The sequence below is a fragment of the Gordonia sp. IITR100 genome, assembly GCF_002009645.1.
Taxonomy (GTDB): domain Bacteria; phylum Actinomycetota; class Actinomycetes; order Mycobacteriales; family Mycobacteriaceae; genus Gordonia; species Gordonia hongkongensis.
Map to the genome: position 1 here is coordinate 143776 of NZ_MVKV01000011.1, position 25678 is coordinate 169453.

Below are 25678 nucleotides of genomic sequence, written 5' to 3' on the forward strand. Positions count from 1 at the left end.
CTTGCTCATCGGAGCCTTTAGCGCGGATCGATACGGAACACGGCGCATCGGCCCGCCGCGGCAGCAAAGGCTTCCGGGGTCACGTCGTCGACGACTCCCGCGTCCTTCATCATCTTCGGGCCGTCGGTGCCCGCCAGCTCCGGCCAGGCGCGTAGCACCGGAACGGCCTGATCGGCCGAGAGTTCGACGAGGCGGACATCGCTCATCTCCCCTCCCACCGACAGCTGGGCACGTCCCTCGGCCGCACGGACGTTGCGTGCCCAGTCCGCCCCGGGAAATCCCTCGAGCAGGTAGCGCTCGCCCGTACGGTGATCGAGCACCTGCCTCAACCATCGCCACGATGCGATCAGCGAGTCGTGGGACCTCGAAGCGTCAGATCAGACCCGGTCGCGATAGCTGTACGCATGTCCACCCAGCGACGCCGTCACGACCGCCACCGGAACACGGGAGGCCTGGAGGTTCCGGCGCTCTTCGGGGGTCAGGTGCTGACGAGACCACGTCCATCGCGGGCCGCGCCACCACGCATTCGTCCGTGCCTTCTCCATGTCACCGGTACCTTTCGCGCCGCTCGCTGTGAGCCCTGTCACGCGACCGTACCCGGATGATCTGCGTTCCAAACCTTCCGGCGCAGGTCAGCGTGTCGCGACCGGCATCGGCCCCACCGACCGGTCGCCGCGGAGCTTCTTCCGGATGAGTTCGGCGCTGATCAGGCACATCGGCAGGCCGATGCCGGGACGCGTGCTCGACCCGGCGTAGAAGAGGCCGTCGACCTTGCGTGACCGGTTCGTCGAGCGCAGAAACGCGCTCTGCCGCAGCGTGTGCGCCGGGCCGAGGGCTCCGCCGCACCACGAGTTGACCGAGTCGACGAAGTCCGCGGGGCCGATGGTGCGGCGGACGACGACACGATCGGCGAGGTCGGGAACACCTGCCCACTGTCCGATCATCGCAATGGCCCGGTCGGTCACCTTCTCGATGTCGGGGTCGCCGCCGCCGTCCACGCCGCCGCGGCCGAGACCCGGGTCGGGCGGGACGGGCACCAGGATGAAGAGGTTCTCCGAGTCCGACGGCGCGACCGACGGGTCGGTGGCCGACGGCTTGCACACATAGAGCGACGCCGGGTCCGGTACGCGCGTGGGACTCTCGAAGATGGCGTCGAAGTTGGTCTTCCAGTCCTCGGTGAAGAACAGGGAGTGATGCGCCAACTCGGGAATCTCACCGCGTACGCCGAGGAGTGCGAGCACCGCCCCCGGGCCGGAGGTGGCGCGGTCCCAGTACCGTTCGGGGAAGGTCTGGAGTTCCCGGGGCAGCAACCGAGTCTCGAGATGGTGCAGATCGGTGGCACCGATCACGATGTCCGCGACCAGTTCTCGCGGTGTGCCGTCGGCTCCTTCGACGCGGACGCCGGCCACCTCGGCGCGACGACGCGACGGCGTGGACCGCTTCCCAGCGCGTTCCCGCGTGAGGATGGCGGTCGCGGCCGTGCCGGTGGAGATGCGTACGCCCCGTTCCCGCGCAACCCGCTCCAGCGCGTCGACCAGGGTGGTGAAGCCGCCGTTGGGGTACCGCACACCGTCGGCGAGGTCGAGCCAGCTCATCAGGTGATACATCGCAGGGGTGCGCTCGGGCGAGGAACCGAGGAACACCGCCGGATACCCGAGGACCTGGCGGAGCCGGCGGTCGGTGAAGCGGGCCGCGATGTAGGACTGCAGCGAGGTCGTCAGCAGCGTGACAAGCGTTTTCGCGTGCCGCAACACCGGCAGGCCGAGGAAGGCACGTGGCGAGTCGAAGCTGGTGTACAGGAACCGTTCCACGGCAAGGTCATACGCTTGCCTGCCGGTGCGCAGATAGTCGTCGAGTGCGGCTCCCGCGCCGGGCTCGATCTCGTCGAAGAGCGCACGGTTCCGGTCCTGGTCACCGAACACGTCGATCGGCTTCTCGTCGGACCCGTTGTCGTCGAAGAACACTCGGTAACCGGGGTCGAGGCGGACGAGATCGAGCTGCTCGGCGGTCGACGTCCCGAGCATCTCGAAGAAATGGTCGAACACCTCCGGCATCAACCACCACGACGGACCGGTGTCGAAGCGGAACCCGTCGCGATCCCAGGTACCGGCCCGACCACCGAGGTCGTCGTTCTTCTCCACGAGTTCGACGTCGTGCCCGTCGTGGGCGAGGAGGGCGGCGGTGGCCAGGCCGGCGACTCCGCCACCGATGACGACGACGCGTCGGGACTCGCTCATACGTTGCTCTTCCTTCTGTTCAGACCGGCGGCGTCGGCACGTGCGGGTCGCGGCATACCGCGGCGGGCGACGGCGGCCGCCGCGATCTTCGCCTTCCCGGCGTTCGGGACGCGGACGCGGGTACGGCGGGCCTCGGTGGCCGACGACTCGCGAAGGCGGGCCGTCAGCTCGGCGAACAGGTCGTGCGCGGTGCACACCGCGACGCGGCTGCTCGCCGGCAGGTGCGGGATGGCGGCCGCAGCGGCGGTCAGGTCGAGGTCGATGTCGTCCAGCCAGAGCGACCAGGCGGAGTCCGCCGGATCGTCGGGATCGAGGCCGACCAGGTAGCGCCGCCCCAGCCCGTCGCTGTCCTCGCCGAAGTCGCGGAGGAAGTTGATCTTCTGGAAGGCCGCGCCCAGCCGTTGGGCGCCGGGTGCGAGGTGGTCGTACTGGGCGGCGGATTTCGGCTCGTCGGCGAGGAACGCCCGCAGGCACATCAGACCGACCACCTCGGCCGAGCCGTAGATGTAGGTGGCCAGCGACTCGAAGTCGTGCTGGACCTGGGTCAGATCGCTGCGCATCGAGTCGAAGAACGGGCCGACCAGATCAAGATCGATGCCGACCCGGCGGGCGGTCTGCGCGAAGGCGTGGACGACGAGGTTGCTGCTCGACCCGGTGACGAGCGCGACGCTGGTCTGCTCCTCGAGCTGGTCGAGTTCATTGCTGCGGTCAACGAGCCCCTGCTCCGGGCGCGGGGCGTCGACGATCTCGTCGGCCACCCGCACGAGCGCGTAGATGTTCTGGACGTCGCGCCGAATCCGCGGCGTGAGCAGACGCGAAGCGAGTCCGAACGAACTCGAGTACGACCTGATCACCATCGCCGCACAGGCTTCCGCGACCTCGTCGTATCGCCGGTGCGGTGGGATCACCTGAGTGTGACCGGGAATGTGCATCATCCGACCGCTCCTCGACCTGGTGACTGAACGCCAATTGCCTGACGTCATGAATTCGACGCCCGGGACATCACCGGATGGGTGTCGTAGACCGAACCGGGGTCGTCGGTCGGCAGCTGCCGCACCTGCTCGACGAACCACGGACTGACCGCCCACGGGGTGTTCGCGACGAGCGACCACACGTCGGCGACGTCGGCCCAGGCGTGCTCGGCGACCTCATCGGGATCCGGTCGAAGTGTTCCCAGCGGACGTGCGACGAACACCGGGCAGATCTCGTTCTCCACGATGCCGCTCGCGTCGACCGCCCGGTACCGGAAGTCCGGCAGGATGCAGCGGACATCGGCCACCTCGATACCGAGCTCGCGCCGGGCATACCGGTGCACGGCGTCGACGACGTCCTCGCCGGGGCGCGGATGACCGCAGAACGAGTTGGTCCACACCCCGGGCCAGCTGCGCTTGGACAACGCCCGGCGTGTCATGAGGATGCGGCCGTCGACGACGAGATGGCACGAAAAGGCGAAGTGCAGCGGGGTGTCCGGTCCGTGCACCCCCTCGCGGTCGGCGGTGCCGCACGGGCGGCCGTCGGCGTCGGCGAGAACCACCGAGTCGTTCGTCATCGACATTTCCTCATCGCATCGAGATCGGGCGAGCTGCTCTTCGCACCATTGTTCGTCACCGGAGCGCGAACCGGATGGGAGCCGCCCGCGACGAGAACTCATCCGAGCCGTCGGGTCTGCCTCCGCACCGCGATCCCCAACTGGACCGTCCCGATCAACGCCAGTGCCGCGCCGATTGCCGCGATGAATAGAGCCAGGCCGGACGCGACGGCTGAGCTCAGTCCCGAGCACCACCACGAACCCGCACTCACAGTGGCGACGACCGCCAGTATCACCCGCGACGGCCGCTCCCACACGGTGACCGTCCCTGGCCCCTTCATGCCCACCGCCTGGGCCGTGGCGCGGGTGATCTCGAGGATGAGGGTGAGCACCGCGATCGTCGCGCCGAGCCATGGCGGTGCACCCACGACCACCACGATGCCGACGAGCATCACGTCCGAGAACCGGTCCGCCACCGAGTCGTTGATACGCCCCCACCGCGAGGCCGTTCCGGTCTGGGCCGCGATGGCACCATCGATCCCGTCGAGGAGCGCCGCCAGGACGATGACGAGTGCGGCGAGCAGCGGCCACCAGTCGCCGAGAATGGTCAGGCACAGCGCGATCGCGGTGGCGATGACTCCGAGAGCTGTCACGGTGTTCGGCGTGAGGCCCAGTCGGGCCAACGGTCGCGCGCAGGCGTGGCTGACGAGCACCCAGTTCCGGACCCAGAAACTCGCGCGCGGATCGAGCCCTCCGTGGAGCTTCGACCACGAGTCGAGTGCCTCGTCCCGGGCGCTCGTCGTCCGCTCCGCACCCGACGCCGCCGTGAGGCTCCGGCCCGCTCGCTCAGGCTCCGCGGACACGTCCCCTCCTCTGCTTCTCGATCGCCTGCCCGAACGCCCATCCGATGATGACGATGACGTGCGCGACGTACAGCCACAAACCGACCGCGACCACCCCGCCGATCACCCGGAGACCCCCGTACGGGATCCCGACATCGATCGGCAGGGACAGGAACAGCAGGAAGCCCTGGGTGAATCCGGCGATGAACGACGCGGTGCCGAGAGCGCTGGCCGCCGCCACCCCGAGTGATGGCTCACCGGGCGTCACCTTCCAGTACACCCAGGTCAGGGCCACCGTGACCAGCATCCACACGACGATGAACTCGACCACGATCCGGACCACGAGGTCGCCGAAACCACCCGTTCCGCCTCCCTCGGGCGCAAACGTCGTGAGTGTGCCCGCGACGCCGACGACCACATACGCCAGTGGCGGCACGACGACCACCAATCCCAGCACCCAGATCCGAGACCGCCATCCCGTGAACCGGTCCTCGCGCGGATACAACGTCATACACGCGCGGCGAAGACCCTCGCCGTAGAACGACGCCGGGAACAGCAACACCAGTGCGCCCATCAGCGTCAGTCCGGTACCGACCGCGACGGCCTCGTCGAACACGCCACGGCCGCCCATGGCCGGTGGGATGAGGACGCGCAGCTCCGCCAGGGACTCCTCGGCGGACGGGCCGCGGAGCCAGGTCGTCGACCAGATCCCCAGCAGCGCCCACGGCACGACGGCGATCGCCGCGAAGTAGGTGAGGGTGGCAGCAGCCGCGGCGAGGTCGCCGCGGCCCAGTACATGGCGCACATCGGTCACCAACGCACGCACGTCGAACGTCGTCGTCTGCTCGCGGATCGTGGTGTCGCGAGTCACCGTCGGGGCCGATCGGCGCGGTGTCACCCCTCCGGGATACCCGAAACACCCCACTCGCGCCGCAGCAGTGTCCGATCTGAGTCCTCGGTGACTCCAGCGTGATCACACTGTCGCCTCCACCGCTGTCCTGCACCCGTCCGGCTGCCGGGGGAACCCGGGTGACGACACCGGTCACCGACGAGCGCCCCGCACATGCTCGGAATGCGTGTCAGATCGACGCGAACAGCGCGATCGCCATCCCCAGCATGATGACCGCGACCACCGCGTCGAGCATCTTCCACGCCCGCGGACTCGCGAAGAATCCGGACAGTCTCCGAGCTCCGCCGCCGAGCGCGGTGAACCAGAGGACACTCGCGATGCAGGCACCGAAGGCGAACGCCCACTTGCCGTTTCCGTGGCCGTTGGCGATGGCACCCATGGTGATGACCGTGTCGAGGTAGACGTGCGGGTTGAGCCAGGTCAGAGCCAGGGCCGTACCCACCGCCACCCAGCGGCCGGTGGACTCGGCCCCGATCTCGTCAGCGGCTGCGATGGCCTCGTCACTGCGCACACAGCGTCTGGCGGCCATGACGCCCAACGCCCCGACATACAGTCCGCCGGCCGCTTTCGCGAACGTCACCACCTCCGGGTGCGCGGCGACGAGCGCGCCGAGGCCGGCCACCCCTGCCACGATGAGTACGACGTCGGAGAGGGCGCAGACCGCCACGATCTGACCGGTGTGCCTGCGGGCGACGCCCTGACGCAGCACGAAAACGTTCTGGGGTCCGATGGCGATGATCAGACCGGCGCCGGTGAGAAGCCCGGCAAGTGTCGGTACGAGGTAGGCGGTCACCGGGACGACGCTAGGGCGACACGCCCCGGTCAGTACAGCGAAACTTTTTCACGAATAAACAGTTGAACTTCAGATTGTGGACGCATCGTCGCCCAGTCCGATGCCGCGTAGAACCGCGCACAAGGCCTCGATGTAGTCGGTGACGTCCACGTCGCCGACCAGGCCCTGCTGAACGACCACCCCCTGCATCGCCGAGACCATCACCTGCGCGAGCACCGCAGGCTCCGCGGGCAATTCGTGGCCCGCGGCCCGCCAGGCCGTCAGCACGCGTTCGAAGACGCCCCGCAGCCCACGGATGATGTCGCGCACGGTCTCGCGCAGCTCCGGGTTGTTGGCGGCCTCACCCCATACCGTCAGGACCATCCGGAAGCCGTCGGTCATCGGCGCGATCTCCAGCAGGACCCGTTCGGCCAGCGCGCGTACAACCGCCTCAGGCGACGGGGGTTGCTCTACCGGGTCGTCGAAGCTGCTGATCCCCGACTCGTAGGCGGCGAAGATCGACCGCGCAACGGCGGCGATCAGTTCTTCTTTCGACGAGTAGTACGAGTAGACGGCACCCGCACTGAGCCCGGATTCCCGGATCACGTCAGACATCGACGCACGGTGGAACCCCTTGTCGACGAAGCATCGGCGAGCGGCGGCGAGGATCTGCCGGCTTCTTTCGAGCTTGCGTTCGTCGCTGATCTTGGGCATGCCGACAGTCTAAAACGAATATTCGTTCTTGATTCCTCGCGGCCCTCCGCGCATACTCAGAAAAACGAAGATTCGTTCTTTTTAGGAGTGGTCATGAGCACTGAACTGCACTCGACAGATTCGCGCGATCGGGCGCCCGTTGCGACCGCGGAGGCCGACGGTGCGCCCCCGACCGGGCGGGCACCCAGTTGGCGCCTCGTGGCGGTGATGGCGCTGCTGATCCCGACGTTCGTGATCGCGATCGCCGCGACGTTCGTGTCACTGGCCGTCGATCCCGAGCCGCATCAAGCCCCACTGGGTCTCGTCGCACCGCCGCCCGCGGCACAGGCGATCGAGACGGCGCTCGCCGACCGGGCCGGTGAAGACGCCTTCGCCGTCGAACGATTCGCCGACACCGAGGACGCGCGTGCCGCCATCGAACGGCGCGACCTGGTCGGCGCGATCGCGGTCGGGCCCGGCGGGGTCACGGTGCTGACCGCGGAGGCGGGTTCGCCGGTGCTGGCGCAGGTCGTCGCCGGGGTCGGGAACGGCATCGCCACCGCCCAGCGTGTACCGGTCGCCGTCGAATCCGTGGTCCCCACTCCCGAGACTGATACACGCGGAACGGGTTTCGCCGCCGGACTGTTGCCGTTGCTGATCGCCGGCATGGCACTCGGCGGAGCCGCCGCGATCGGGCTGCGCGGCCCAGTCGCCATGCAGGCGACACTGGCGGTCCTGGGGCCGCTCGTGGCCGGGTTCGGTTTCGCGGCGACGTGGTCATGGTTGGGCGTCATCGACGGCGGTATCGGCCCCGTCGGACTCGCCGCAGCCCTGATGATCGGAGCGATCACCTGGTTCACGGTTGGTGCGGGCAGCCTGCTCGGACCCGCCGGGGTCGGGGTGTCCGCGCTGGTGATGGTGCTGATCTCCAACCCGCTGTCGGGGCTGGCATCGTCGCCGTACCTGTTGCCCGCGCCGTGGGGAACGATCGGCCAGTGGTTGCCGCCCGGCGCCGGCGGCACGCTGCTCCGTTCGGTCGCGTATTTCCCGGCGGCGAGCATCACCGGACAGGTCGCCGTTCTCCTCGGGTGGATTGCCGTCGGCGCCGCGCTCCTCGCACTCGGCATGGTGCGCGGACGGCGGGCCGACTCCGCGGGCGACACCGTCCCCGCCTGATCCGGCCGGCGGTGGTGTGTCTCGACTGTCCGGCGGGACACACCACTAACCTCGGCTCGTGGACATCAGTCAGGAAGGCCTGCGCACGCTGGCCGCGGTCCTGCGCGAGGGCACCTTCGACGCCGCGGCCACCGCCCTGCACATCACCCCGTCGGCGGTGAGCCAGCGGATCAAGGCGCTGGAGTCCGCTGCCGGGCGGGTACTCCTCCGGCGGACCAAGCCGGCGACGGCCACACCCGATGGCGAGGTGCTGGTGCGGTTGGCCAAGCAGTGGGAACTACTGCTCGCCGAGACCCGCGCCGAGTTCGTGGGCGCGCCCGACGACGACTATCTGCCGCTGGTCGAACGTCCCCGTGTCCATCTCCCGGTCGCGACGAATGCCGACTCGCTCGCGACCTGGTTACTGCCCGTGCTCGCGCGATTCCACCGGGAGCACGCGGTGGCGGTCGAGGTCTTCCGAGACGACGAAACCCGCAGCAGCACCCTGCTCCGCACCGGCGACGTGCTCGCCGCGGTGACCTCGGAACCACTCGCGATCCGCGGGTGCGCACTGCAGTCGCTCGGCACGATGCGCTATCTGCCGGTCGCCACACCGGAATTCATCGACACATGGCTACCCGACGGGCCCGATGCCGATGCACTGGCCCGGGCCCCGATGGTGCAGTTCGACCGCAACGATCACATCCAGCGGAACATCTCGGCCGCCCTCGCCGGCCGGCCCGTCGACCCGCCCGCGGTCTACATCCCGGCGTCGACCGAATACCACCGCGCCGTCGCGCTCGGCATCGGCTGGGGCGCCGTCCCGGTCGTCCAGATCGCGGACGCCCTCGACACCGGTCGCGTCCGCCTCATCGCCGACCACCACATCGACGTCCCGCTGTACTGGCAGCACTGGAAGCTGAGTTCGCCTCTGCTGCAGACACTCACGACGAGCGTCGTCGACGGCGCCGCGCGGGTTCTCCAGCACTGATCGCGCTCGACTCGTCGCCGTCCACGACGGGCAGACCCAGCTGTGGACGAATCGGACGTTGTCACACGCCTGAGGTCGACGGTGTTCCCGCGACCGCCGGGCTGTCGTCGACCGTGCGCCGGCCCCGAACGACAGCGACGCCCAGCACGCCCACAGCGACCACGAGGCAGGCGATCACGTAGGGGAGACTCCCGATCGGTGTGTTGTCGGCGGTGATTCCGTCCTCGGCGTCAAGGTAGGCGGGCAACGCGGCGCACCACAGTACGAGGTGCACCCCGAGGAACAGGACCGGGAACACGACGAGGAAGGGCCGAGCGCTGCGAGCGTCGTCGACGCCCAGCGTCGGGTCGCTGCGCATGCGTCGCCATTGCACGTACAGAAGTGTCAGTCCGATCCCCCACACCAGGGCCATCTCCACCCAGTACACGACGGTCTGCGCGTCGTGATTCGCGTTCTCGTCACGGCCGAACAGCGCCGTCGGAATGGACAGGAGTGGCATGCTGACAACGGCCACAACACCGGACACGACGACGCGCCATGACAACGACCATCCGCGCGGGGCGCGTCCTCGGGAGGTGGGGATCTGGACCAAGCGCACCGCGACGTAGACGAGCACGGCGAACGAGACGGTCGCGAAAAGCCAGACGCTCCCCCACGGCACCGCGGCCAGTGTGGGCTCCGCGGCGGGATTGCCGAGCTCGTCGGGGGCGACGCCCTGGGCTCGGAGCTGGGCGAGGGTGTCGCGATAGTACGGCGCGTCGACGTTCCACGCCCACCACTTGAGCTGCGGGCCGAGCTGGTCGAAGATCTCGTAGAAGGTCTGGAACACCAGGGCCAGAACGAGCGAGCCGCGCAGCGCCGAGCGCTTCGACCCGTCGAAGAAGCCCCACGCCCGCACGAGCTCGTAGGCGACCTGGCTCACGGCCGGATAGAACGCGACAATGTACAACGGCAGCCGGTCGTACATGAACATGACCGTGAACACGTTGTGGGAGAACATGAATCCCATCGCTTCTTCGGCGTGGAACCAGTTCGGGAAGTACAGCGGCGGCTCGATCACGAACAGGTAGACCAACGATCCGATCCACACCGTCAGGTTGGTGGGGTCGCCGTCGCGACGCAGTCGGCGGATCGCGTGGATCAGCGCGAGGACGGCACCGAGGATGATCGTGACCTCGAGGACCGGTTGCGTCCAGTGCTCGAGGTCGGCCGGATTCCGGATCGTGACAATCGGATTCGCGCCCTCGCACTCGAACCCCAGGTAGCCGGTGATGATCGACGGGACGTCACCCGGCGTGCAGACCGCCATCGTCTTCGCCTCCTGCAATGGCTGCGCCGAGCCGCCGAGCCCACTCCGCTACGTCACGTCATGCCCTGTGAATGATGTGTCACCGTAGTATGTGCTCCAGGTCACGTCAACGGACCGCAGCGGAGTCGACCAACTTCGGATTCGACTCGTCGACAAGGGGGTTCTCGATCTCGTCGCGCCACATGCCGGCCGCGAAGTAGAACGCCCACGCGATCGGCACCGGGAGCAACCCGGCCAGCACGAACGTGGCGGTCAGGCCGATCGCCGACGAGACCGGGGCGGCGATCGCCATCGACACCGGCATCAGCGCAACCGATACGAAGAAGTCGAGACTGGCGATGCGACCCAACAGTGCCGGCGGCACCCGACGCTGTAAGAGCGTTCCCCACAGCACCATCGGGCCGTCGAAGAGGATGCCCATGGTCACACCGGCGGCGACGAACATCCACGTGGAATCGGCGAGACCCATCAGTACCAGCGGCAGGCTGGAGAACGCCCACAGCGAGAACATGACGGTGAGGTACCGGCGCGGCATCGGGATCGAGGCGAATACCAGTGACGCCGCAGCCGCACCGAGTCCGAATCCAGCGAGCACCCAGGCGTGCTGGGTCGCGCCGCCGTCGATGCGCTCACGTAATGCGAACGGGACGAGCACCTCGATCGGACCGAGCGTCGCCAGTACCAGAACGCAGGCGAAGAGCAGCGTGCCCCACAGCCACGGGGTCCGGGCCATGTAGACGAAACCTTCGGCCAGGTCGCCGACGATCCGACGACCACCCGCACCCTCGACGACCTCCGGCGCGTCCTCGCCCGCCTCGCCGAACCGGCGCGCGGTGACCGGTGCCATCCCGAGATAGCAGACACTCGACAGGATCGCGGCGACCGCCGCCATCAACACCGCGGGTCCCGGGGCCCAGGCACCGATGACCGCGCCGGCGACCATCGGGCCGACTGCCTGGAAGACGACCGGGCGGAAGAAGCCCTCGATCCCGTTGGCCGCCTGCAGCTCCGACGGCGCGACGACGCCGGGCAGCAGCGCCGAATAGGCCGGGTAGTACATCCCGGTGGTGATGCCGCCCAGCAGGGAGGCCACCACCACGTGCCAGAGTTGCAGCACGCCCGCGATCGAGGCCAGACCGATCGCGCCGAACGCGACCATCTTCGCGACCTCGAGGCCGATCATGATGTGGCGCTGCGAAATACGGTCAGCGAGCACACCACCGGCCAGCGTGGAGAACAGCATTCCCACCGCGGCCACGCCAGTTGCCAGCGACACCTGACCCGGCCCGCCGCCGAGCGCGATGATCTGCCAGATCACCGCGATCGTCCACACGCCGTCGGCGAACATGGCGAGGATCAGTCCGGACGCGAGCAGCCGGTACTGCCGACGCGCGAACGGCAGCAGCGCGCGGGGCAGTCGGGAGTCGGCGGCGGAAGTCACCCTTCGAGCTTGCCCGAACCCGCGGGCGTGGTGCCAACCCTTTTCGGACCGCCGTTGCCCGGCGGTGCGGGTCAGCTCGCCTTGCGCGAGGACTTCTTGGCGGGCGCCTTCTTGGCCGTGGACTTGCTCCCGGACTCGCCGGACCCCGGGGAGGTCTTCTTCGCCGTCGACTTGGAAGCGGTCTTCTTGGCCGGCGCCTTCTTCGCGGCCGTCTTCGCCGCAGCCTTCTTGGCCGGTGCCTTCTTGGCCGCGGTGTCCTTCGAGTCCGAACCCTTCGAATCGGATCCCCCGCGATCCTTCACCGACGCGCGCAGCGCGGCGAGGAGATCGGCGACGTCGGAGTCCTCGGTGTCCTTGTCTTCGTCGTCGGATTCGGGGAACGCCTCGCCGCCCTCGGACTTCGCCTCGATGAGCTTCGTCAGCTCGTTCTGATAGGTGTCCTCGAACTCGGAGGGGTCGTAGTCCGACGCCATGGACTCGATCAGCGACGCCGCCATCTGCAGTTCCTGATCGCGGATCTCGGTGTCGTCGTCGAGGAAGCCGAAGTCGGGTTTGCGGACCTCGTCGGGCCACAGCAGCGTCTGCAGCGTCATCACCCCGTCGACGACGCGCAGCGCGGCCACGCGTGTCCGGTTGCGCAAGGTGAAGGAGGCGATCGCGAGCCGGTCCGTCTCCTCCAGCGCCTTGGCCAGCAGGACGTAGGCCTTCGGCGACTTCGACGACGGTTCGAGGTAGTAAGGCTTGTCGAAGTAGATCGGATCGACCTGCTCGGCGGGTACGAACTCCAGGATCGAGATCTCGGGACTCTTCTGCACCGGCAGCGTGGCGAGGTCTTCTTTGGTGAGGATCACGGTCTCGCCGGACTCGGATTCGTAGGCGTTGGCGATGTCGCCGTAGTCGACTTCGGTGTCGGTGCCCTCGCGCACGCGGCGATAGCGGATGCGGGTGCCGTCCGACGAGTCGACCTGATACGACTTCCGGTCGTGACTCTCGGTCGCGGAATAGACCTTGACCGGCACGTTGACCAGGCCAAAGCTGAGGTCGCCCTTCCAGATCGAGCGCATGGGGGCCATTCTGCCAGGGATCCGGGCCGGATGGCGGCAAGCTGCGCGACGTTCTGACCGGCGTTGTGGACAATGGGAGCATGGCAGGCGGCGAGACACTGGAGGTCGACGGTCGGCGGATCTCGATCACCAATCTCTCGAAGGTGCTCTATCCGGCGACGGGGACGCGGAAGTTCGAGGTCATCGACTACTACTCGCGGATCGCCGATGTCCTCCTCCCCCACGTACGCAACCGCCTCATCACCCGTAAGCGGTGGCCCAACGGCGTCGAGTCGACCCCGTTCTTCGAGAAGAACGTTCCCGAGAGCGCACCTGACTGGATCCGACGCCACGGCATCCAGCACAGCGAGCGGGTCATCAACTATGCGATGGCCGACGATCGCGCCACGCTGGTCTGGCTCGCGCAGATGGCCGTGCTCGAGATCCACACGCCGCAGTGGCGGCTTCCCATGGGACCCGACGGCGCGCCGATGGCCAACCGCATCGTCTTCGACCTCGATCCCGGCCCGCGGGTGCCGCTGCACCGGACCGCGGAGGTGGCGTGCGAGATCCGCAACTGGCTCGGCGGTGCGACGACGTACCCGGTGACCAGCGGCGGTAAGGGCATCCACCTCTACGCGCGGCTCCCGAAGCCCGTGACGTCGGATGCGGCGCGCAAGGTGGCGCAGGAGGTCGCCAACGAGTTCGCCCGTCAGCACAGCGATTTCATCACCGCCAAGATGTCCAAATCGCTGCGCGACGACAAGGTCTTCATCGACTGGAGCCAGAACACCGCCGCCAAGACCACTCTCGCGCCGTACTCGATGCGGGGCCGCGAGCAGCCGTGGGTGGCCGCGCCGCGCACCTGGGAGGAGATGGAGGACCCCGGACTCTCCCAACTGCTCTACACCGAGGTGCTGGACCGCGTCGAGGAGTTCGGCGATCTCCTCGACGGCCTGGACGACCCCTACGACGACGAGCCGGAGGTCGTCGTCGAGCCCGCGGCGGGACAGGTCATCAACCTGAAGGAGTACCGGCGCAAGCGCGACCAGTCGAAGACACCCGAACCCTTTGGCGATGAAGCGCATCGACAGCGCATCGAAGCCGAGAGCTCTGCTGCAGAACCTGATTCCACGGACCCGCAGACCGACAGGGCACCGATCTTCGTGATCCAGGAGCACCACGCCCGACGGTTGCACTACGACTTCCGGCTGGAACACGACGGGGTCCTGGTGTCGTGGGCCGTACCGAAGAACCTGCCCACCGACCCTGACCAGAACCGGCTCGCGGTGCAGACCGAGGACCACCCGATGGATTACGCCGACTTCGAAGGCGACATCCCGGCGGGCGAGTACGGCGGCGGTCACGTTTCCATCTGGGACAGGGGCACATTCGAGCTCGAGAAGTGGCGGGACAAAGAGGTCATCGTCCGCCTCCACGGCGAGCGCGTGCAGGGACGGTACGCCTTGATCCGGACCGGTGAGAAGAACTGGCTCGCCCACCTGATGAGCGACGAACCGCGTCCGATCGTCCCCGACAGCCTCACCGACCCGCGCCCGATGCTCGCGACCGACGAGTCGATCGACGGACTCAACGGTCGAGACTGGGCATTCGAGGGCAAATGGGACGGATATCGGCTCCTCATCCGTTCGGTCGGCGGCGAGTTCCGGCTCACCTCCCGATCGGGTATCGACATGACCGCCGACTTCCCCGAACTCGCCGGCCTCGCAGATGATCTCGGTCTGATGGACGTGGTGCTCGACGGCGAGGTCGTCGCGATCGACTCGTCGGGCCGCACCAACTTCACGCTGCTGACCTCGCGTCGGCACACCGACGAGCCGTATTCGTTGCGGCTACACCTGTTCGACATCCTGTTCCTGAACGGTTCGTCGTTGTTGCGCAAGCCGTGGTCGGCTCGGCGCGAACTCCTCGAGGAGCTGGCCCCGGCATTCCGCAACTCCGCCTTCGTCGAAGTGCCGCCGCTGCTTCCCGGACCGGGATCGGCCGCCGTCGAGTACAGCCGGGAACACAATCTCGAAGGCGTTGTCGCCAAACGCCGCAACTCGGTCTATCAGCAGGGGCGCCGGTCGACGACCTGGCTGAAACACAAGAACTGGAGCGACATCGAGGTCGTCGTCGGCGGATATCGGCCGGGCCGCGGCAACCGCGCGCACACCATCGGTTCCCTGCTCATCGGTCTGCCCGAGGAGACCGGACTCCGCTACGTCGGTCGCGTGGGAACCGGCTTCACCGACGCACAGTTGCGTTCGCTTGCAGAGGAACTCGGACCATTGGAGATCTCGCGGTCGCCCTTCCTGGACAAACTCGACAGGCCCGTCGAGTCCAGCGCGGTGTGGGTCCTGCCGAAGATCGTCGGCGAGGTCCGGTTCATGGACTGGACGACGGCCGGGCATCTGCGGCATCCCAGCTGGCGGGGGATCCGGAGGGACAAACTGCCCGGTGATCTGTGACCCGGGGCGTGAACCGAGCAGAGGAGCGTGGACATGACGGGTGAGACGATCACCATCTCGGCGGCCGACGGAGAGACCGAAGCCTATGTGGCGCGGCCCGATTCATCCGGGACGTCACCGGGAGTCCTGTTCCTCACCGATGTGATCGGCCTACGACCTCGCATCGAGGCCATGGCCGACCGCATTGCGTCCTGGGGTTACGTCGTGCTGGTGCCGCACCTGTTCCACCGGTACGGGTCCGCGGCCGAGTGGGCGCCCACCGAGGATCTGCTGCTGCCCGAGGCGCGGACCGCATTCTTCCGATCCGCGATGCCGCGGGCACGGACCCTCACGCCCGAGGCGGTACGTCCCGATCTCGTCGCCTACCTCGACGCGCTGCAATCGCTCCCGGGCGTCACACCCGGACGTGTCGGTGTCACGGGCTACTGCATGGGCGGCCGGCTCGCGCTGAACATCGCCGCCGCCCGGCCCGACGACGTCGCCGCGGTCGGCATGTTCCACACCGGCGGCCTGGTGACCGACGACCGCGACAGTCCGCACCTGCATCTCGTCGGCATCGACGCGTTCGTCCTCGCCATCCACGCCGACAAGGATTCATCACTGCCCGCGATGGCGGTCGCGCAGTTCGAGCACGCCCTGACCGGTGGGGGCGTGGCGCACTCGGCGACCGTCTATCCCGGTGCGCCGCACGGGTATACGATGTCCGATCTGGCAGCGTATCACCACGAGGCCTGCGAACATCACTTCGATGAGCTCAAGGCTCTCTTCCGGCGGACGTTGTCGGGGTGAGGTGGGTCCGCTCCGACTGACGCTCACGACGCGGGTGACGACTCCGGTGCGCCGATCGGCCGTCCCTGACGCAGCGGGAGTTCCTTCCAGGTGACCGTTCCGATGATCGCGAGCAGCGCGACGATCGACACCGCCAAGAACACCCGGTCCATCGAGTCGGCGAACCCCTCCTTGATGGGTTGGGCCAGTTCGGCCGGCAGCCTCTCGATGACCGAGGTGTCACTCATGACACTGTCCGACGATCCGGTTGCAACACCGGGATTCTGAGCGGCCGCGATGAGCGAGTGCCCGAATGCGCTGACCTGCGGGTCGCTGCTCTGCGAGGCCTCTACGACCGCGGCCCGGTATTCGGGTTGGGCTGCCGCCGCGACCATCTCGTCCTTGATGTTCGGCCCCATGACGGAGAACAACAGCGAGAAGAAGACCGCGACACCGAGCGTTCCACCGATCTGACGGAAGAAGGTGGCGGTGCCGGTGGAAAGTCCCATGTCCTTGGGCGGCAGGATGTTCTGCATCGCCAGGGTGATCGGCTGCATCAGATTGCCGAGCCCGAAGCCGAGGAGCGCGGCCATCAGCATGACCAGGTAGAGCGGTGTCTCGGTGCCCACCAGGTGCAGCAGGAAAGTGCCCGCGGTGATCAGCACGGCGCCGATGATCGTGAAGATCTTGTAGCGTCCGGTGCGCGAGATCAGCTGGCCCGACAGGATCGAACCGGCCATCAGACCGAGCACCATCGGCAACATCTGGAGGCCGGCGATCATGGGGCTCGATCCGCGGAGGACCTGGAAATACTGCGGCAGCATCGAGATCCCGCCGAACATGACGGCGCCGATGATGACCGAGATGATGATGCCCTGGCTGAACACCCGGTTGGTGAACACGCGCAACGGGATGAGAGCGTCGTCGCCCATGCGGTGCTCGATCCAGATGAACGCGGCGATGCCGGCGACGCCGATCCCGTAGCAGAGGAACGACAGTCCGGAGGTCCATCCCCACTGGCGCCCCTGTTCGGCGACGATGAGCAGCGGAGCCACGGCGACGGCGAGTGCCGTCGCCCCCCAGTAGTCGGTGCGCCCGCCGACGCCCTTCTGCTGGTCGTAGTTGAGCACCTTGTAGACCACGAACAGCGCGACGAGTCCGATCGGCACGTTGACCAGGAACACCCAACGCCAACCGGACACCCAGAGGATCGTCTCCTGGCCGGCGAACAGACCGCCGAGGACCGGTCCGAGGACGCTGGAGGTGCCGAATACGGCGAGGAAGTAGCCCTGGTATTTGGCGCGTTCCCGCGGCGGGACGATGTCGCCGATGGTCGTCAGTGCGAGCGTCATCAAGCCGCCCGCGCCGAGCCCCTGGAAGGCGCGGAACGCGGCGAGTTGATACATCGACGACGCGATCGTGCACAGCAGCGAACCGACGATGAAGATCGAGATCGCCAGCAGGAAGAACGGTTTCCGGCCGTGGAGATCGGACAGCTTGCCGTACAAGGGGGTCACGATCGTCGCGGTGACGAGGTAGGCCGTGGTCACCCAGGCCTGCAGGTCATACCCTTGCAGATCGTCGGCGATGGTCCGGATCGCCGTCGACACGATGGTCTGGTCGAGGGCGGCGAGGAACATGCCCAGCATGAGTCCGGCCAGGATGGTCAGGATCTGGCGATGGGTCAGTCCGGCGCCGGCGACCTCCTCGTCGTGGTTCACCGTGTCGGCGGCCGAAGAGTCTGTCACTGTCGTCCTTTCGGGTCATTCGCATCTGTGTCCGGGCTGCGGTCCGGGCACGCCGGGTGCAGGGCTGCGTCGGCGGCATCGACGAACCGCCCGAGAAGTGTCACGAGGGTGTGGAGTTCGTCGTCGGTCCAGTCGGCCATGACATCGGCCATGGCGGCGCGACGCATCTCGCGCATGGCCACGACGCGATCCCGTCCGGCGGCGGTGATGACGAGCATGGTGGCGCGCCCGTCGTCCGGGTCCGCCTCGCGGCGGATCAGGCCGTGCTCCACGAGCTGAGCCACGTGCCGACTCACCGTCGACGGGTCGGCATTCATCGTCTCGGCGAGGTCGCGCGATCGCATCGACCGTCGCGCGAGCGGGAAGAGCGCCTTGAACGCCGCGGCCTCGAACTCGCCCTCACGCGTACGGAACGTCGTGTGGACCGCCCGTTCGCGGATGCGGACGAAGCGCAGAAGGGTCTCGAAGAGGTCGTCGATCGCGTGTTGATCGAGCACTGTCCTCACCGCCTACCCGAGAAGTTTTACTTGCTCTTTGCAATTAGTTGCAGAGCGCAACTAACACCGCTCGCCAGTGTGCGCGCGAACTCGGGAGAATGCAAACAGCGCCGAAGTCTTGCATCGACGGAGACAAAGACGGTCGCCGACCTGCCAGGTCGGGGGTTGGCAGGTCGGCGACTCATCGTCGATGTCGCTCGCCGGCCGCTGTGCGTTACAGGGGAGCCGGCACCCGAGCGGGCTGAACCACACCGACGTCATGGGAGTGCGTTGCGCCTCGCGGCCCTGAGGCGATGCGTCGTCGGACCCTGCCTGCGGTTAGCCTCGTGGGAGCCAGGAACCGTGACAGGAGCTCTTCGTGTTCGTTGTCGCCCACATCAGCGACCTGCATTTCAACGGGACGCGGTTCAATCGGGCCCGTATCCAGTCGACGTTGAGCTATATCAACGCCCGCGCCGCCGGGATCGACGTCCTGCTGGTCACCGGTGACATCGCCGATGAAGGTGCCGCGAGCGAGTACCGCGAGGCGTACGGGGTGCTCGAGAGTCCGCTGCCGATGCTCATCACCGCCGGCAACCACGATGTCCGGGAACCGTTCAGCGCGGCCCTGATCGGCACCGAGACCTCTGGTCCGATCAATCACGCGCGGACGGTGCGCGGGCGCGACGGCTCCGACGTCCTCTTCCTGATGTGCGACAGCTCGATGCCCGGACGCAACGACGGTCGTCTCGACGACGCGACCATCTCCTGGCTGTCGGACCGGCTCACCGCGACGTCCGTGGCGACACCGGTGTTCATCGCCTTTCACCATCCGCCGGTCGACCTGCTGATGCCGTTCATGGACTCGATCCGCCAGCGTGACGAGGGCCGTCTCGCCGCCCTGGTGGATCAGCACCCGAACATCGTCGCGTTCCTGTGTGGACACGCCCACACCCCGGCGGTGACCACGTTCGCCGACCGCCCGCTGTGCATCGCGCCGGGTGTGTCGTCGACACTGAACCTGCCGTTCGAAGGCCGGGAGGTCGTCAACCGCGGTCAGCCGCCGGGGATCGCGTTCCATCTCTATGACGACGAGCGGTTCGTCACCCACTTCCGATCGGTGATGTTCTGACATTCAGGACGGTGCCGGCAATCGGCCGTTGCGCTTCGGCGCTCGGCATCGAAAGGCAGGCGAGCTACATCGTCGGCGACACGGCACACTCGGTACCGCCCCCGGCGGGGCGACGACGACGCGTCATCTGACGAACCCGCGCAGCAGGTCGGCCATCGCCTCCGGCTGGTCTTCCGGGATGAGAGTCCACGAATCGTCGACGACGACCTTGGATGCGTCCGGGAAGAGCTCGACGAGGCGGTCCGCATGCTCCAGGGGCATCATCCGGTCTTCGATTGCCCAGACCACGAGCACCGGGCGATCGAACCGCCGCATCATGTCCGACAGTTCGAGCAGCCTCCGGCGGGAGGGCGCGCCTGTGGCGAATTTGACCAGATCCCTTCTGATCGATGCGTTTTCGACAGCGGGGCGGAACCACTCGTCGAACAGCGAGTCCGGGATCCCCGACTTCGTCAGCGCGCCATACGCCCGCGTGCTGTGCCGGAAGAATCGAGTGCCCAGCATCCGGGTGAGAATCCACCCGCCGCCGGGCACTCGGCACAACAGCGCCGCGGGACGCGCCGGCTCGGGAGGATAGTTGTCGAAAGCCGTGCACGATGCCAACACCAATCTCCCAACGCGTTTGTCCCGGCCTTGGGAGATCACGAACTGACCACCGCCCCAGTCGTTCAGGACGAGCGTCACGTCATCGAGGTCGAGGGCATCGAGGAAGTCGGCAAGGATCGATGCCACACCCGTCTCAGTGAGGTCCGCGTCGGCGTGCATCGGCTCCGTGTGCGCCCCCATCGGGAGCGTCGGTGTGATGCAACGAAATTCGGGAAGCAGCGGGATCACCTTGCGCCACTGCCGCCCGTCCATCAGCAACCCGTGGCCGAGTACCAGGATCGGCCCGGGACCGCCGGTGTCTTCGTAGGAGATGGAGCCGGCCGGCACGTCGACTGTGGGCACGTCGCCTCCTAGATAGATCGTTCTACTTAGAAGCAAGATAGGCTGGCATCGGCACGATGCGCAAGGGATGGAGACGTCATGGCAGATTCCGCTACTCGCGACCGGATCCTGGAGGCAGCCGCAGAGCTGTACCGGCGGCAGGGCATGCCGGCCACCGGCATCAAACAGATCTCGGCGGCGGCTGAAGCGCCCTACGGTTCGATCTACCATCACTTCCCCGGCGGCAAGGAAGCGATCAGCGTCGAGGTCATCCGACGCGAAGGGTTGCGCTACGGCGCGTTCGTCGGCGCCCAGCTGGAGACGACCGACCCCCTGACCGGCATCCCGACGCTGTTCGAGAACGCCGGAAAACTGTTGGAGTCGCAGGACTACAGCGAGGCCTGCTCCATCGAGACCATCGCACTGGAGGTCGCGAGTACCAACGAGCGTCTCAGGCTGGAATCGGCCGAGGTTTTCGAGAGCTGGTTGACCGGCCTCGCAACGTGGTTCGGACAACTCGAGATCACCGAGCCGGAGCGTCGTCGGCTGGCGTTGATCACGCTGACCGCGCTGGAAGGTGCGTTCGTGTTGTGCCGCACCCTGCGCTCCATCGAACCGATCGTCGTTGCCGGCCACGGCGTGCAGGCGGCCGTGCAGGCGGCCGTCGGCTCGTAGCAACAGACCGTCGACACCGGCGCCTCAGCCCACACTCGTCCACGGACGGCGCCTTTCCGACCGGCGTTCACGGTCGCGCGGCTGCCGCCTCGACGACCGGTGCGATGCTCTGCTGGGTGACCTCGTAGACCCGCGCGGTGGCGATGTCGAAGTACAGACCGACGATGCGTAGCCGCGCTTCTGCTGCGGCGCGCCCGACGAGCGGGTGCCGCGCCAGGGTCTCGATCTGCTTGGCCACGTTCACGACGGCCAGCTGGTCGACCTCGGCCAGTCCCAGCTCGGCCGCGGCGCGCCCGGCGGGGTGTCCGTGCCGAAAGGCCACCCGGCTGGGGATCGCGTGCTTGAGCCATCGCTGGATCGGCGTGCTCTCGGATCCGGCCGGGAGGTCGGATACATCGACCTGTTCGCTGTCGAGCAGCGCATGCATGGCCCCGCACGACGAGTGGCCGCAGACCACGATCGACGACACACCCAACTCGCCGATGGCGAATTCGAGTGCGGCCTCCACGGATACGTCGTCGTCGCTGTCGGTCGGTATCAGATTGCCCACGTTGCGCACCGTGAAGAGGTCCCCCGGGCCGCTCGCCGTGATGATGTTCGGCATCAATCGCGAATCGGCACACGTCACGAAGAACGAGTCGGGATCCTGAGACTCGGTGACATCGGCGAGCATGGCGCGGAGGGCGTCGGCGTGCTCGTTCTCGTACTCGTCGACGCCGCCGAGAACCGATCTGAGTGCGGCCGGGCGGTCCGGGGACGCGGACGCCTGCGACCCGGTTCGGTTACGCCACGGCGTCAGACCGGCGAATCCGGACGTGTGGCGCCGCGGTGGCCGTCGAGGGGCGTCGACGAGCCGAGCGCGACCCTTCTCCACCAGGAGGACCGTGCCGCCGCCGGCCTCGTGCGCCCAACGGAAGTCCTCGAGCATCTCCATCGCCGCGTGATCGAGGAAGTCGGTGTCGAGTTCCAGTGTCAGGTGCGCCTCGTCCGGCACCTGCGACAACGCCTTGTTCAGTTTCGGCAGCGACAGGAAGCTCAGTGAGCCGCGAACACGTACGGTCCACTGACGCTTGTCGTCGGTACTGCCTGCCTGCGAGGTGATCTCGGCGCGAACCACCCGCCATACGACGAGTCCGATCGCCACTGCCAGACCGATCGCGACGCCTTCGAGCAGGTTGAGGAAGACGACCGCGAGCACCGTGATGACGTACACCCACAGGTCGCCCGTCCGCAGCGCGATCTTCATGTGCGCCAGCTTGACCAGCTGGATACCGATGACCACTAGCAGGCCGGCCAGCGCGGCCATGGGGATCTGCTCGACGAGACCAGTGAGCAGTGCCGCGAAGACGAGCACCCACACGCCGTGCATCACCGCCGAGGCCGACGTTCGCGCCCCGGAGTTGACGTTGGTGGTGCTGCGCACGATCACTCCGGTGACGGGCAACCCGCCGAGCATCCCGGAGGTGATGTTCGCACTGCCCTGACCGAGCAGCTCCCGGTTGAGATCGCTGCGTGGGCCGGTGTGCATCTTGTCCACCGCGACCGCTGACAGCAGGGACTCGACACTCGCGATCAGGGCGACCGTCAACACTCCGAGAAGCACTGCGCCCCAACTGCTGTCCGGTAGTTCCGGAAGCGTAATCGCTTCGAAGAAGTTGCCGTCGATACTGATCCGTTCGACGTCCAGGCCGAAGACGATGGTCAGTGCCGTCGCCCCGACGATACCGACGAGCGGTCCCGGCACCTTGCGCACCGCCGAGGGCATCAGTGGCCAGATGAGGAGAAGCGCGATCACGGTGCCTCCCACGAGCGCGTCCGACGTCTCGATGTCGGCGATCCCGGCCGGCAGCGACGTCACGTTCTCCCATGCACTGCTGGCCGAGCTGCCGCCGAGGAGCACGTGAATCTGCTGCAACGCGATCGTGATGCCGATCCCGGCGAGCATCGCGTGGACGACCACGGGAGCGATGGCCAGCGCGGCACCTGCGACCCGGCTCAGGCCGAACAGGATCTGCAACGCACCCGCACCGACGGTGATGAAACATGTAACGCGCCAACCGAAATTGGCGACCATGTCGGCGACCACCACGGTCAGGCCCGCGGCCGGTCCTGAAACCTGGAGTGCGCTACCGCCTATCAGACCGGCGACGATCCCGCCGACGACCGCGGCGATGAGACCGGCGAGCACGGGGGCATCCGATGCGATCGCGATGCCCAATGACAATGGCAGGGCCACAAGGAAAACGACGAGAGATGCCGGTAGGTCGTACCGCACCACCTCGCGAATTCGGGGGCCCCGACTCCCCTTTGTTCGCATATGTCCGAACTTACCGACGGTTTGTTGACTCCAGATGAACTCTGCCATCGGGAAGCTGTGAAACCGCAGGGCAGCAGCGCAACACTGTGATTCACTTCACCGGACTCGGCCGCCCGGTGCGAGGAGATCGGCCCGTCAGGCCGACGATCCCGCCTTCAGGAGCTCTTGGAGGATCCGGCCGCCGATTTCCGGGATCAATCCGGGGCCGGTCTCGGGTAGGTTCTGCGGCAGGAGCCCGGGCTCATGGGTAGCCGGGATACGCGCGGTCCGGGTGGCCTCCACACGTATGCCGGTCTGCTGCGCCTTGGCCAGCGGTGTCCGGTACTTCTCCAGGTCCGTCGCGGTGGTGAGTGTCCCGACGACGCGCAGACCCATGGCACCGAAGTCTGCCGCCCCGCGCCGGATGTGGTTGGGCGACGTGACGAGAACGATGTCCCGGATTCCCTGTGCGCGCAGGATCTCGGCGGTGTTCTGTGCATTGGCGACCGTCGACCCGGACTTGTCCTCGACGAGGATCCGGTCCGCACTGACACCGTTGTCCACGAGCCAGGTCCGCATCGCGGCTGCTTCGGTGATGCCCTTCTTCGGCACCCCTCCGGTGACGACGATCGGTGTGTTGGTGGTCAGTTCCGCCTGTGCCTTCGCCGCGGAGACGCGATTGACGAGCTCCGGCGCCATCTTTCCGTTCGCGTTCAGGCCGTACCCGAGCACGACGATCGCCGGGCGTCCCGACACCGCCTTGGGAGTGGTGTCGGGGACGATCTGCGCGGCGGTCGCGACGCCCGAGATGATGTTGCGGGCCGTTGTCGCCAGGGACGGATTCATCATCGACAACCGGTTCAGGGCCGAGCGTCCTGCGACGACGTCGTCGACCTGGTCCGACCAGATCGCCTGGAGTGCAAGCGCGTCGGTATCGGCCGGCGCCACCGCAAGGACTTGCTGGAGGAGTTCGAGTCCGCCCGCGACGTCACCTCCGGCGAACTTCGACTGCGCGCTGTTGTACAGGCCGGCCGGGTCGATCGCGGAGGCCGTCGTCACAACCGAGGCGTCCGGTCCGGGCAACGTCCCGACCGCCACCCCGCCGAGGGCGGCGACCGCGATCGTCGCTGCCGCCGCCAGTTTCCTGCGCTTCACTCTGGTCACACCAGTCACTCGCGTAACGGTACGAGAGATGCACAACGACCCCGCACCCGTCCGATCCCAGATCAGTAACGGGTGCGGGGCCGGGCAGCGGCGACGCTCAGCGCTTCAGGCCGGCCACCTTCAGCAACTCAGGGCGGCGCAGGACCAGCCCGATCCACATCAGCACGCCGGTGTAGACCGCGAACAAGACCGTGTCGAACAGCGGTGCCTCGATTCGCATGTTGGCGGTGACCGCGCCTCCGAGGTAAGCCGTGATCCCCAGGGCGCCGAGGACTGCGGTGCGCGGGATTGCGAACACGACGAGACAGACCAGCAGGACGATACCCATGACAAGCGCCTGGTCGATCGGGAAACCGAGTTTCGCCATGGAATCGACCACCTCCTGCGGACGCGTCAGCTTGATCACGATGTCGAAGACCAAGAAGGCGCCGATCAGCACACTGATGACGATTCCCGTTGTGCGACGCCAGTTCCTGCGGGTCGGTTGCGCCTCATCGGAGGCGGTGGTGTCAGTTGCGCCCGCCGGGTCGGCGGTGCCTGCGGTGACGGTGTTGCGGCTCATCATGTTCTCCTGGCGAGTGGTGCGAGTGTGTTGTGCAGGGATAGACATGCCTGCTCGTCAGAACTCATCGCGGGGCCGCGCATCTGGCTTCAGAAGTAGCGCGACGACGATCGACGACTATGCCGCCGACCTGGCTGGGTCGGCGGAGCTTGTCAAGATGTCTGTGTAAGAACGTGACTCCTGGGTTTCCTGTAGTTGCTGGTTGGGTCTAGTTGAGGTGGGGTTCGATGCGGTCGGGGTAGGCCAGGGCGAGTTGCCCGAGGGCCTGTTTCCAGTTCGTCACGACTTGTCCCTCGACGAGCCTGCCGGGGGCTTTGCGGGTGGCGGCGGGCTTGCCGCGTTCCTTCTCGCGTTGCCGGGCACGTTTGTCCTCGATGTCGCAGATCGCCAGCCACAACAGTTTGCGCGCCGCGAGATCGTTGGGGAAGTGGCCGCGGTTCTTGATGACCTTGCGGAGCTGATAGTTCAGCGACTCGATCGAGTTGGTGGTGTAGATGACTTTGCGGAGCTCGGGCGGGAACGCCAAGAACGGAATGAA

At 67.2% G+C, this 25678-nt stretch carries 25 protein-coding genes; 6 read left to right on the forward strand and 19 right to left on the reverse strand.

What is annotated here, in order from left to right; genetic code table 11:
- Positions 1-17: 17 nt before the first annotated feature.
- From B1818_RS16015 to B1818_RS16050, 9 genes are all read right to left on the reverse strand, one after another.
- Positions 18-320, reverse strand: a complete 303-nt coding sequence (locus B1818_RS16015) for a hypothetical protein (protein ID WP_231742446.1) — start codon at positions 318-320, stop codon at positions 18-20.
- Positions 321-377: 57 nt separating this feature from the next.
- On the reverse strand, positions 378-545 hold the full coding sequence (locus B1818_RS24205; protein WP_156422435.1) for a hypothetical protein: 168 nt from the start codon (positions 543-545) through the stop codon (positions 378-380).
- A gap of 87 nt (positions 546-632) precedes the next feature.
- Positions 633-2237, reverse strand: a complete 1605-nt coding sequence (gene crtI, locus B1818_RS16020; protein ID WP_058252289.1) for a phytoene desaturase family protein — start codon at positions 2235-2237, stop codon at positions 633-635.
- Positions 2234-3172 (reverse strand): squalene/phytoene synthase family protein, encoded by a 939-nt coding sequence (locus B1818_RS16025; protein WP_058252290.1) that lies wholly within the window; start codon positions 3170-3172, stop codon positions 2234-2236. Before B1818_RS16025 ends, crtI begins: the two co-directional genes overlap by 4 nt.
- Before the next feature lie 44 nt (positions 3173-3216).
- Positions 3217-3786 carry an isopentenyl-diphosphate Delta-isomerase gene (gene idi / locus B1818_RS16030; RefSeq protein WP_058252326.1) on the reverse strand — a complete coding sequence of 190 codons (570 nt, stop codon included), beginning with the start codon at positions 3784-3786 and terminating at the stop codon, positions 3217-3219.
- A gap of 98 nt (positions 3787-3884) precedes the next feature.
- Positions 3885-4628: a CDP-alcohol phosphatidyltransferase family protein gene (locus B1818_RS16035; RefSeq protein WP_058252291.1), complete on the reverse strand. Its 744-nt coding sequence runs from the start codon at positions 4626-4628 to the stop codon at positions 3885-3887.
- Positions 4612-5478: a YhjD/YihY/BrkB family envelope integrity protein gene (locus tag B1818_RS16040; protein WP_058252292.1), complete on the reverse strand. Its 867-nt coding sequence runs from the start codon at positions 5476-5478 to the stop codon at positions 4612-4614. Before B1818_RS16040 ends, B1818_RS16035 begins: the two co-directional genes overlap by 17 nt.
- A gap of 208 nt (positions 5479-5686) precedes the next feature.
- Entirely contained in the window at positions 5687-6310 is a 624-nt protein-coding gene (locus B1818_RS16045; RefSeq protein WP_058252293.1) for a LysE/ArgO family amino acid transporter, read from the reverse strand.
- A 69-nt stretch (positions 6311-6379) separates the two neighbouring features.
- Positions 6380-7003 (reverse strand): TetR/AcrR family transcriptional regulator, encoded by a 624-nt coding sequence (locus tag B1818_RS16050; RefSeq protein WP_058252294.1) that lies wholly within the window; start codon positions 7001-7003, stop codon positions 6380-6382.
- A 93-nt stretch (positions 7004-7096) separates the two neighbouring features.
- On the opposite strand from B1818_RS16050, the gene B1818_RS16055 reads away from it, so the two are divergent.
- Together B1818_RS16055 and B1818_RS16060 are read left to right on the forward strand one after the other, a co-directional pair.
- Positions 7097-8158: an ABC transporter permease gene (locus B1818_RS16055; protein WP_058252327.1), complete on the forward strand. Its 1062-nt coding sequence runs from the start codon at positions 7097-7099 to the stop codon at positions 8156-8158.
- A 58-nt stretch (positions 8159-8216) separates the two neighbouring features.
- Positions 8217-9128: a LysR family transcriptional regulator ArgP gene (locus B1818_RS16060; protein WP_078113286.1), complete on the forward strand. Its 912-nt coding sequence runs from the start codon at positions 8217-8219 to the stop codon at positions 9126-9128.
- A 61-nt stretch (positions 9129-9189) separates the two neighbouring features.
- Here the strand turns inward: B1818_RS16060 and B1818_RS16065 are convergent, their stop codons facing one another.
- The 3 genes from B1818_RS16065 to B1818_RS16075 all read right to left on the reverse strand — a co-directional run bounded on the left by B1818_RS16065 (position 9190) and on the right by B1818_RS16075 (position 12951).
- The gene (locus B1818_RS16065; protein WP_078113287.1) at positions 9190-10437 is read right to left on the reverse strand and encodes a hypothetical protein; all 1248 of its coding nucleotides are present in this window, start codon (positions 10435-10437) and stop codon (positions 9190-9192) included.
- A 106-nt stretch (positions 10438-10543) separates the two neighbouring features.
- A complete protein-coding gene (locus B1818_RS16070) occupies positions 10544-11878 on the reverse strand; it encodes an MFS transporter (protein WP_078113288.1) in 1335 nt (444 codons plus the stop codon).
- A 71-nt stretch (positions 11879-11949) separates the two neighbouring features.
- A complete protein-coding gene (locus tag B1818_RS16075) occupies positions 11950-12951 on the reverse strand; it encodes a Ku protein (RefSeq protein WP_176455937.1) in 1002 nt (333 codons plus the stop codon).
- Between the two features lie 71 nt (positions 12952-13022).
- On the opposite strand from B1818_RS16075, the gene B1818_RS16080 reads away from it, so the two are divergent.
- Positions 13023-15392: an ATP-dependent DNA ligase gene (locus B1818_RS16080; RefSeq protein WP_078113290.1), complete on the forward strand. Its 2370-nt coding sequence runs from the start codon at positions 13023-13025 to the stop codon at positions 15390-15392.
- A gap of 33 nt (positions 15393-15425) precedes the next feature.
- Positions 15426-16181, forward strand: a complete 756-nt coding sequence (locus B1818_RS16085; RefSeq protein WP_078113291.1) for a dienelactone hydrolase family protein — start codon at positions 15426-15428, stop codon at positions 16179-16181.
- A gap of 23 nt (positions 16182-16204) precedes the next feature.
- On the opposite strand, the gene B1818_RS16090 is transcribed toward B1818_RS16085, so the two are convergent.
- Positions 16205-17908 carry an MDR family MFS transporter gene (locus B1818_RS16090; RefSeq protein WP_058252301.1) on the reverse strand — a complete coding sequence of 568 codons (1704 nt, stop codon included), beginning with the start codon at positions 17906-17908 and terminating at the stop codon, positions 16205-16207.
- Positions 17905-18405: a MarR family winged helix-turn-helix transcriptional regulator gene (locus tag B1818_RS16095; protein ID WP_058252302.1), complete on the reverse strand. Its 501-nt coding sequence runs from the start codon at positions 18403-18405 to the stop codon at positions 17905-17907. Before B1818_RS16095 ends, B1818_RS16090 begins: the two co-directional genes overlap by 4 nt.
- A 358-nt stretch (positions 18406-18763) precedes the next feature.
- On the opposite strand from B1818_RS16095, the gene B1818_RS16100 reads away from it, so the two are divergent.
- Positions 18764-19516 carry a metallophosphoesterase gene (locus B1818_RS16100; RefSeq protein ID WP_058252303.1) on the forward strand — a complete coding sequence of 251 codons (753 nt, stop codon included), beginning with the start codon at positions 18764-18766 and terminating at the stop codon, positions 19514-19516.
- 123 nt (positions 19517-19639) lie between these two features.
- On the opposite strand, the gene B1818_RS16105 is transcribed toward B1818_RS16100, so the two are convergent.
- The gene (locus B1818_RS16105; protein WP_058252304.1) at positions 19640-20464 is read right to left on the reverse strand and encodes an alpha/beta fold hydrolase; all 825 of its coding nucleotides are present in this window, start codon (positions 20462-20464) and stop codon (positions 19640-19642) included.
- 78 nt (positions 20465-20542) lie between these two features.
- Between B1818_RS16105 and B1818_RS16110 the strand changes: the two genes are divergently transcribed.
- Entirely contained in the window at positions 20543-21118 is a 576-nt protein-coding gene (locus tag B1818_RS16110; RefSeq protein WP_058252305.1) for a TetR/AcrR family transcriptional regulator, read from the forward strand.
- Positions 21119-21185: 67 nt separating this feature from the next.
- Here B1818_RS16110 and B1818_RS16115 read toward each other — a convergent pair whose 3' ends face one another.
- The 4 genes from B1818_RS16115 to B1818_RS16130 all read right to left on the reverse strand — a co-directional run.
- Positions 21186-23435 (reverse strand): bifunctional SulP family inorganic anion transporter/carbonic anhydrase, encoded by a 2250-nt coding sequence (locus tag B1818_RS16115; protein ID WP_078113292.1) that lies wholly within the window; start codon positions 23433-23435, stop codon positions 21186-21188.
- A 135-nt stretch (positions 23436-23570) separates the two neighbouring features.
- Positions 23571-24578, reverse strand: a complete 1008-nt coding sequence (locus tag B1818_RS16120) for a YdcF family protein (protein WP_058252307.1) — start codon at positions 24576-24578, stop codon at positions 23571-23573.
- Positions 24579-24675: 97 nt separating this feature from the next.
- Positions 24676-25140, reverse strand: coding sequence for a DoxX family protein (locus B1818_RS16125; protein WP_058252328.1), 465 nt, complete (start codon positions 25138-25140; stop codon positions 24676-24678).
- Positions 25141-25348: 208 nt separating this feature from the next.
- Positions 25349-25678 (reverse strand): transposase (locus B1818_RS16130; RefSeq protein WP_176455938.1); only part of this gene is annotated, 330 nt, incomplete at its 5' end.